At 49.6% G+C, this 8,378-nt stretch carries 6 protein-coding genes; 4 read left to right on the top strand and 2 right to left on the bottom strand.

Features of this window, described 5'->3' with window-relative positions:
• Nucleotides 1-114: 114 nt before the first annotated feature.
• Both AC3WS9_RS12570 and AC3WS9_RS12565 read left to right on the top strand, forming a co-directional pair.
• Nucleotides 115-2,295 carry a type I secretion system permease/ATPase gene (locus AC3WS9_RS12570; RefSeq protein WP_492488668.1) on the top strand — a complete coding sequence of 727 codons (2,181 nt, stop codon included), beginning with the start codon at nt 115-117 and terminating at the stop codon, nt 2,293-2,295.
• Entirely contained in the window at nt 2,292-3,467 is a 1,176-nt protein-coding gene (locus tag AC3WS9_RS12565; protein WP_282491920.1) for an HlyD family type I secretion periplasmic adaptor subunit, read from the top strand. The genes AC3WS9_RS12570 and AC3WS9_RS12565 overlap by 4 nt, the downstream gene beginning before the upstream one ends.
• Nucleotides 3,468-3,501: 34 nt before the next feature.
• Here AC3WS9_RS12565 and AC3WS9_RS12560 read toward each other — a convergent pair whose 3' ends face one another.
• Entirely contained in the window at nt 3,502-4,359 is an 858-nt protein-coding gene (locus AC3WS9_RS12560; RefSeq protein WP_492488666.1) for a MarR family transcriptional regulator, read from the bottom strand.
• Between the two features lie 399 nt (nt 4,360-4,758).
• On the opposite strand from AC3WS9_RS12560, the gene AC3WS9_RS12555 reads away from it, so the two are divergent.
• Nucleotides 4,759-6,207: an EAL domain-containing protein gene (locus tag AC3WS9_RS12555; protein ID WP_285144687.1), complete on the top strand. Its 1,449-nt coding sequence runs from the start codon at nt 4,759-4,761 to the stop codon at nt 6,205-6,207.
• A gap of 173 nt (nt 6,208-6,380) precedes the next feature.
• On the opposite strand, the gene AC3WS9_RS12550 is transcribed toward AC3WS9_RS12555, so the two are convergent.
• Nucleotides 6,381-7,037 (bottom strand): helix-turn-helix domain-containing protein, encoded by a 657-nt coding sequence (locus AC3WS9_RS12550; RefSeq protein WP_492488664.1) that lies wholly within the window; start codon nt 7,035-7,037, stop codon nt 6,381-6,383.
• Nucleotides 7,038-7,846: 809 nt separating this feature from the next.
• On the opposite strand from AC3WS9_RS12550, the gene AC3WS9_RS12545 reads away from it, so the two are divergent.
• Nucleotides 7,847-8,374: a fimbrial protein gene (locus AC3WS9_RS12545; protein WP_492488662.1), complete on the top strand. Its 528-nt coding sequence runs from the start codon at nt 7,847-7,849 to the stop codon at nt 8,372-8,374.
• The last annotated feature ends 4 nt before the right edge of the window (nt 8,375-8,378 follow it).

Genomic DNA, 8,378 nt, shown 5'->3' with positions numbered 1-8,378 from the left:
CCTATATTTCACAAGATTATTTTGCGGACCTGTTTAGAAACCGTTCGATTATAAATCGTTCCGCAAGGGTACTATTTCAGTGATAAATTACCGCACTGGACAGGACGTAGCATTATGAAGACACATCCGCAGTACGAACCCTGGTTGCAGGGTATGCTCATCATTGCAAAGCACTACCGGCTGGATTTCTCTGCGGAGCATGTCCGGGTCACCATTAACCACGAGAGTCAGTCCCCGCGCCAGCTGGTGCTGGAAGAGATGGCGCGCCAGCTCGGGCTGGGGCTGCGTGAAGTTGCCGCAACGCCAGCCTCCCTCGACCCGTGGCGTTTGCCGCTGATCGCTGAAATGAGCGAAGGGCAGATTGCGGTGATTAACCGTATGGACAACGAAGGGAATGTCAGCCTGCAGTTCAGCGGGGATGGCGGTCTGGAAACGGTCCTGACCCGTGAGGCGCTGGGCACGCGCTTGCAGCGTTTACTGGTGCTGCGCCCGCTGGAATCCACGCCGGATGCGCGCGTCGATGACTACATCAAGCCCTACGAAAAAAACTGGTTCTGGCAGCTGGCGCTGAAAGACTGGCGTCGTTACAGCGACATTATGCTGGTGGCGATGGTCGCCAACGTGCTGGCGTTGTCCGGGATGCTCTTTTCCATGCAGGTGTACGACCGGGTGGTGCCATCCCAGTCCGAAGCCACCCTCTGGGTGCTGTTTGGTGGCGTCATGATCGCCATCCTGTTCGAATTCATCATGCGCATGCTGCGCGTGCATATCTCCGATGTGGTGGGGAAACGCGCCGATCTGCGGATCTCTGAGCGCGTCTTTGCCCACGCGCTGCGCATCAAAAACGGTGCCCGTTCCAAATCAACCGGCTCCTTTATCGCGCAAATCCGCGAGCTGGAGTCGGTGCGGGAACTGATCACCTCCACCACCATTGCGGCAATCTCCGATCTGCCGTTCTTCCTGCTGTTCGTGTTTATTTTGTGGATGATTGGCGGCCCGCTGGTGCTGGTGGTACTCCTTGCCGTGCCGTTGCTGCTTATTCCTGGCCTGCTGGTGCAGCGTCCGCTGGGGAAACTCTCCAGTGAAGGGATGCGCGAGTCGGCGATTCGCAACGCCACGCTGGTGGAAGCGGTGCAGGGCATCGAAGACATCAAACTGATGCGCGCTGAACAGCGTTTCCAGAATCAATGGAATAACACCAACGATGTGGCCGCCAACGTGGGGATGAAGCAGCGCTGGCTGACGGGGCTGCTGCTGACCTGGACCCAGGAAGTGCAGTCGATTGTCTACGCGGTGGTGTTGCTGGTGGGCTGTTATCTGGTGATCAGTGGCGACATGACCACGGGTGCGCTGGTGGGCACCTCGATCCTGGCGTCCCGCACGATTGCCCCGTTATCGCAGATTTCCGGGGTGCTTTCGCGCTGGCAGTCGGCAAAAGTGGCGCGCAAAGGGCTGGACGATCTGATGCAGCGCCCGATTGACGACCCTCTGCAGGGTAAGAAAGTGCATAAAGCGCACCTGCGGGGCGACTATGCCCTGGAGGACGTTGGCTTCTGGTACGACGACGAGGAAAAACTCAAGGTGCTGGAGATCGGCAAGCTGCAGATCCGCGCCGGGGAGCGCATCGCGGTGCTCGGGCGTAACGGCTCCGGGAAAAGCACCTTGCTGCAGCTACTGGCTGGCATGCAGGAACCACAGCAGGGCAGCATTCTGCTGGACGATATTGCCCTGAACCATCTCGACACGGCCGATGTGCGACGGGACATGCAGCTGCTCGGCCAGCAGGCGCGGCTGTTCTTTGGCTCGGTGCGGGATAACATCATGATGGGCAATCCGCTGGCAACCGATGATGAAATTCATCAGGCGCTGGTCAACAGCGGGGCGCTGGAGTTCGTTCGCAAACAGAAAATGGGGCTGAACTACATCATCAACGAAGGGGGCGCAGGGTTGTCCGGCGGACAGCGGCAGGCGTTGCTGCTGGCGCGCGCGCTCATCACCTCGCCGAATATTTTGCTGCTCGATGAACCGACCGCCTGGCTGGATGAGATGAGCGAGAAGCAGTTTATCCAGCATCTCGATCAGTGGCTGGGCCAGCGCCGGACGCTGGTGGTGGCGACGCATCGTCTGCCGATTCTGGATCTGGTTGACCGCATTATTGTGCTGGAAAACGGCAAAATTGTGATGGATGGCCCGCGAGACGCGATCCTGCGCCAGCACGGCATGGCCGCGCAAAAGGCACCAAAACGCACTGTCACCATGAAAGCGACGGCGATGACAGAGGAGGGGTTGGCATGAATGATTTTTCCCGCTTTAACAGCCGTCTGAAAGAGCCGCGTCTGCCCCGTTCAACCTGGGTGGTATGGTCGCTGTTTTCACTTCTGGCCGTATTCGTCGGCTGGGCGAGTCTTTTCCAGCTCGATGAAGTGACCACCGGCAGCGGCAAGGTCATCCCGTCCTCTCATGAGCAGGTGATCCAGTCCCTCGAAGGGGGGATTATTCACAGCCTGCTGGTGCGCGAAGGTGACATCGTTGAGCGCGGGCAGCAGCTCGCCCAACTGGACCGGACGAAAACGGAGTCGGGCGTGCTGGAGAGTGAGTCCCGGCTGAATGCGGCCCTGGCAACGGCCGCGCGTCTGAATGCGGAGGTGAATAACACGGAGCTGGTCTTCCCGTCAGAGCTGGACGATGACGTCGAACTGGTCAGGCAGGAAACGGCGTTGTATCAATCCCGTCGTGAAAGTCTCGACAAAGGGGTGGCCGGTCTGCGTCAGGGCGCCGATCTTGTCCAGCGTGAGCTGTCGTTGACTCGCCCGCTGGTGACTCAGGGGGCCGCCAGCAAGGTGGAGGTTTTACGCCTTGAGCGGCAGAAAAATGAGTTTGAGAGCAAGATCACCGAGATGCAAAACCAGTATTACGTCCGTGCCCGCGAAGAGCTGGCGAAGGCGAATGCTGAAATTGAAGCGCAACGTTCGGTCATGAAAGGCCGGGAAGATTCCCTGACCCGACTGGCGTTTACGGCTCCAGTCCGCGGAATTGTGAAAGATATCGACGTGACCACCGTGGGAGGCGTGATTCCGCCGAACGGCAAACTGATGACCCTGGTCCCCCTTGATGACCAGATGGTGATTGAAGCCAAAATTTCACCCCGCGATGTGGCCTTTATTCATCCTGGTCAAAAAGCGCTGGTCAAAGTGACCGCTTACGATTATTCCATCTATGGCGGGCTGGACGGTGAAGTCACCATGATTTCCCCGGACACCATCCAGGATGAGGTCAAAAGAGACGTTTACTATTATCGGGTTTATATCCGCACAGACAGTAATCATCTGACCAATAAACAGGGCAAAGAATTCCCTGTCTTTCCGGGGATGATTGCAACCGTCGATATTAAAACCGGCAGTAAGAGTGTGCTGGATTATCTGTTAAAACCGCTGAACAAAGCGCGGGAAGCGTTGAGGGAAAGATAAAAAAAGGCGGTCGGTTAACCGACCGCCTGCTTTATTATACGGCAGCGTGAAAACTGATTGCCGCCAGCCGTTCTTTAGGGTGAATATTCAGATAGTGAGTGACATAGGCAAAGTATAACCCGCAATAATTTTCCACCAGTTGAATAAAGCTGGGGTAAATCGTAATAAAACCATCTTCCCGATCTTTGAGATATCCTGCCTCCTGCGCCGCCTTAATGATGCGATTAACATGGATGCGCGAAACATAAAATTCTTTGGCAATCACGCTCGCCGAATAGTCAATAATCGCACCATGGGAATTTCTGTTTTTCATTGCCTGTAAATAGAGATACAGCATGATCATGCGCCCTCCATCTTTATCGATAAACAATCCAACGTCGGGCAAAATCTTTTTAAAGGTCACGCCCCGGAAAAGATACTCAGCGGCACGATGAAAAAAACTATGGCGCAGCGCCGTATTGTCTAAGAGATTAATGTTGATATTGTAATCTGGATATAATGTGCTCACCGGTAAAAACGCACCCGACATATAGCGCTTGAGTTCATCCAGCCCTTTCTGCGTCGGCTCGATCAACATTTTTCGTCGGTCCTCGCTGCAGCGCCAGGTACTGATTCTGCCGGTCGTTCGGAGTAGGGTAATAATCGCGATCACGCTATTCGGGCTGGCTATTTTATATCGTGCGCATAACTCTTTGATTTCTGAGACGGAAGAGGCCTGGTTGCCGAACACAAAGCAGCACATCGATAACACAATGTTAAGCCTGGATTCCTGAAGCATTGTTTTATAGAACAGGGGTTGTTTCTTGTAGATTGAATCATTAATGGTGAAATGCTGTTTTATAGCTTCACTGAATCGAGGGTTATTTTTGATAACGTCCCTTCGATGCAGCAATGCCCTGGATTAAATGAGTTTATCCATGCGGTTGCCCTATATTAAAGCGAGCCAGTAAGTGCTGTGTTGATGTCAGTCGGAACTTTCGTAGATAATATTATACATTGGGTGAATGTATTTTACTTTTATTATTTTAAAAGATAACGCCCTCAGGTGCGTTAAGAATGTAATTGGATGTAATTGCATTAGCAACGCAGAGAAATTAAATCAAATATGTACGTGCTCATTCTGTATTGTTATTGGCATTAAATGCTTTTAATGTCTTTTATCTGTAAAGAAGCGGCTTTTTCGCATTTTAAAACGTCTCTTATATAGTGATGCGAATACGGGTTTGGTATGATATTTTACGTTTCTTCTTTACGAAGTTCATTGCATCTACTCTTTTTACAGGAGGTCATTGTGGCCTGCGAAGCGCTTATCTATTACCCGAATCCTATTAAACATAAATTCGTCATTACGCCCTGCGGTTTTACCTGGCAGGGCTATGATATGCTGCTTGCACGTGATGCCATCCGTTCTTCACGTATTATGACTCAGGGTGATACGGCCACCGAACGTGAAGTCAATGACATCTGTGGGGATGCTGACAGGTGTATTTCTGTTTTTTTAAAAGGCGATCTGCCCACTATTTTGCTGACGTTAAAGAAGAGCATTTCATTACTCAACGCGCTTCCCTGTAGTGTGACGATGACTATTTATTGTGGTCTGCCCGCTACCTGGATTTACCGTATGGTGTTGAGTCTTATCAAAGACAGATATAAGCTTAAAACCATCCGCATTGCCAGTTTGTCGCACTCCTGTGAGGATATTCTTCACAATGATTTCCCTCGTCTGGAAGATGCTGTACGGCTCGATGAAATGTTAACCGGCAATCTGGCAAAAGGACTCACATCACGAGAACTCGATGTTGTGCTTAACGCCTACCGCGGAATATCGGTTAAACAACAATCAGAAATGTACGGTCTGGACGTCAAAACGATATACACGCACCGTACGGAAGGGCTGCGTAAATTACAATTTATTCAGCCCTGGCTGAAGGATGTCTCTTTTATTCGCATCAGTGCAGATCCAGCAGACGTGGAGAGTGAAAAGCATAGCGATCGTCAGTCTGAACTGATCAGGGCATTGATGAGGCGAGAAATTTTCCCTGTTTATCAGGTGATTACGGACAGAAATAAAAAAGTGGTCGGGTTTGAAATCCTGTTACGCTGGGATCGTAACGGCGAGATCCTTAAACCTGTGAGCTTTTTGACCGATCTTCATGATAAAAAAATCTGGCTGCAGATGACGGCCCTTGTGATTGATGCGGCAGTGAAAGGGATCAATAAATACAATGGCAAATATTATTTCTCGGTCAATATTCCGCCGGAATTAGCCGGAGGGAACGCATTGCCTGATATGGCAAAAAAAGCGGTCGAGTTACTCTCGAACGTGGCCTGGGCAGAGAAGCTGGTATTTGAATTTGCTGAGACCATTGATGTCACCCAGAATAAAGAGATTCCTTTCGCGATGCAGCGTATTCGTGATACCGGGTGTCGCCTGTTCCTCGATGACTGTTTTTCCAGTGACTACGCGATGTTTCCTGTCAGGCAGATACGTTTTGATGGGCTGAAATTAGATCGCGATCTTGTTGATAAATTCTCAGCAAATGAAGACGACTACAGTTTGATTAAGGCCATCCAGTTTTACAGCGATATGACCGGCGGAGCTTGTGTGGCAGAAGGGGTCGACAGTGAGGATAAGTTCGAAAAACTGGCCGCGGCAGGGGTGAAAAGTTTCCAGGGATATTACCTTTCGAAAGCCGTCAGGGAAAAAGATCTCGACCGAATGATCAGGCAGTTTAGTTAGTCCTGAGTGTCGAATATGAAAAATCCACGCAAGGGCGTGGATTTTTGCTGTTTGTCATCATGATACAACAAAAATGATAATGATCTGCCACCCGTTATTTTGACTAATTGAATAATCATTAGTGCATTTTGTGCTAACTGTATTGCTACGAAAAACGGTAATGCATACTAGTTTTAGTAACGAGCAGGAATAAATTTAATTTCTTTCAAAATGCCATTCTCAATGACGATATAATCCCCTAATTTTAAATCGGCAATAACACGAAAAATTGCGCTTCGGGATAGCCGGGTTTTGCTGCTGATATAGTTTTCAGCGGTAATATTCTCCCGAATATGTGCGGGTTTACTCATCAGCTCATAGAGTTGAAAGCGCACAATTTCAAAGGCAGAGGACGAGCTGAGTTTGTACATCACTTCCGTGGCCATCGCCGCCAGCTGCTGCATGTGTCTGGCGAACGACTCCCACAAATTGTGCTCGGTCAACAGCCTGTACATCTGCTCACGATCGATAATGGCAATCTCGGCCTGCTCAATCACTTTAATCGTATAGATAGATTCGGATTCAGCATGAATCGGGATCACGCCTCTGATGGAGGGGGCGGGCAGCAGATCCAGAAGAATATCATTTGGCTGCCGGAGAAATGAGATCGCCCCGGTGCGGATGATGTAGACATTGGGTTGATGATCGGCAGTCAGGGTGAAACGCTGCCCGACAGGAAAGAGATGGTATTGAATAACCGAGTCAAGTTTCTGAATCATCTCTTCGAGGTAAACAGGGTTAACACGGATCACATTTAGGTTAACGTTTAGAAATTCATTATTATTGAGCATGATTAACACGTTGTTTGTGAAGTGAGATGTAACAACTATAGCAACACTGACTGAGGTTAGCCTGATGCTAACAAGAAGATACTCTATCCTTATCCTGCAAACCATATAGCTTATTAAACCACCGCTCAACAAGATTTAATTCCACATAAGTAATGGTGAATCCGTCACTGGATATCGCGGGGATGCAAGGATAAACGGCAGGTTTTTCTTCTTCCAGTAGTAACCTGACACTTTCATCGTCGAACATACTCATGTCATGTTTTCCCAGGAACCATAACTCAAACTGTTCATCCGACATCAGGATTGAAACATGCTGATTTTTGCTGTTAAGCGTTAGTATATTGCACGACATAATGTTTACACTTTTAGGATAAGGGTTTCTATATTACATACGATCGGCGGGGCTAAATCACTCATTTGTTATTCTCATTTGAGAGTGGGCCTGGCAGGTTGGCGACTGATAACAAAAGCGGGATGTTTATTATCACTGATGGCGCTTTGTCGCGGGTTCCCTTACGTGTGAGACTATCTAAAAGTCATAATTAACAATAGCTTGCCGTGCCATTCCCAAAAGACAATCATTATGTTTTTACTCTTAGTCTGCTTATGAATATGATTATTTCATCAAACGCACAGATAATTTTATCTTATCTGCACATTTGAAACTCTAAACAAAAAAGCTGAAGTAGATGTGCTGAATATAAGGAAGCTGGTGTTTCATTCAATGGATTTTCTGTTCATTACTGCTGGCGGCTTACCCATTTGGCCTGACTCTTCTTTTAATGTATTTATCTGACTGAGTTATATTTATGAATCGTAAAAAATTAGTTCTTATCTTAGCAATGGCAGCGGGTATTAGCATGGGCGTGGCAAATGCGAAAGATGAGGGGCACGGTACCGTGACTTTCACCGGTTCAATCATTGATGCGCCGTGTTCTATTACCCCTGAAAGTTCTGATCAGACGGTCGATCTGGGTCAGGTTTCTAATCTGGCATTGAAAGACGGTGGTCGCTCAATTCCACAGGTGTTTTCTATTAAGCTGGAGCAGTGCGATACCACCACCTCCAAAACGGTTACCACTACCTTCTCGGGTACAGCATCGGCGGCTAACCCAGACCTGCTCGGTCTGACGGGAAGCGCCAAGGGTGCTTCTATCGGCATCAGCACCACAACTGGCACGCTGATCAAACTGGGCAAAGCATCTCCGGCCCAGGCTCTGCTCAACGGCTCGAACAACCTGGACTTCGCGGCCTATCTGCAGGGTGACGGTGCCAGCGCAACCATCGTCCCGGGCGAATTCAAGTCTGTGGCTAACTTCGCGCTCGACTACCCGTAACAGA

The organism is Lelliottia sp. EB106-05-01-XG201 (assembly GCF_058791735.1).
Note: the sequence above shows the minus strand (reverse complement) of the source record. Positions and strands in the feature narration are given on the sequence as shown.

Excerpts from the sequence above, each read along its gene's own strand:
- AC3WS9_RS12545 (WP_492488662.1), top strand. The coding sequence starts at position 7,847 with ATGAATCGTAAAAAATTAGTTCTTATCTTAGCAATGGCAGCGGGTATT.
- AC3WS9_RS12550 (WP_492488664.1), bottom strand. The coding sequence starts at position 7,037 with ATGCTCAATAATAATGAATTTCTAAACGTTAACCTAAATGTGATCCGT.
- AC3WS9_RS12565 (WP_282491920.1), top strand. The coding sequence starts at position 2,292 with ATGAATGATTTTTCCCGCTTTAACAGCCGTCTGAAAGAGCCGCGTCTG.
- AC3WS9_RS12570 (WP_492488668.1), top strand. The coding sequence starts at position 115 with ATGAAGACACATCCGCAGTACGAACCCTGGTTGCAGGGTATGCTCATC.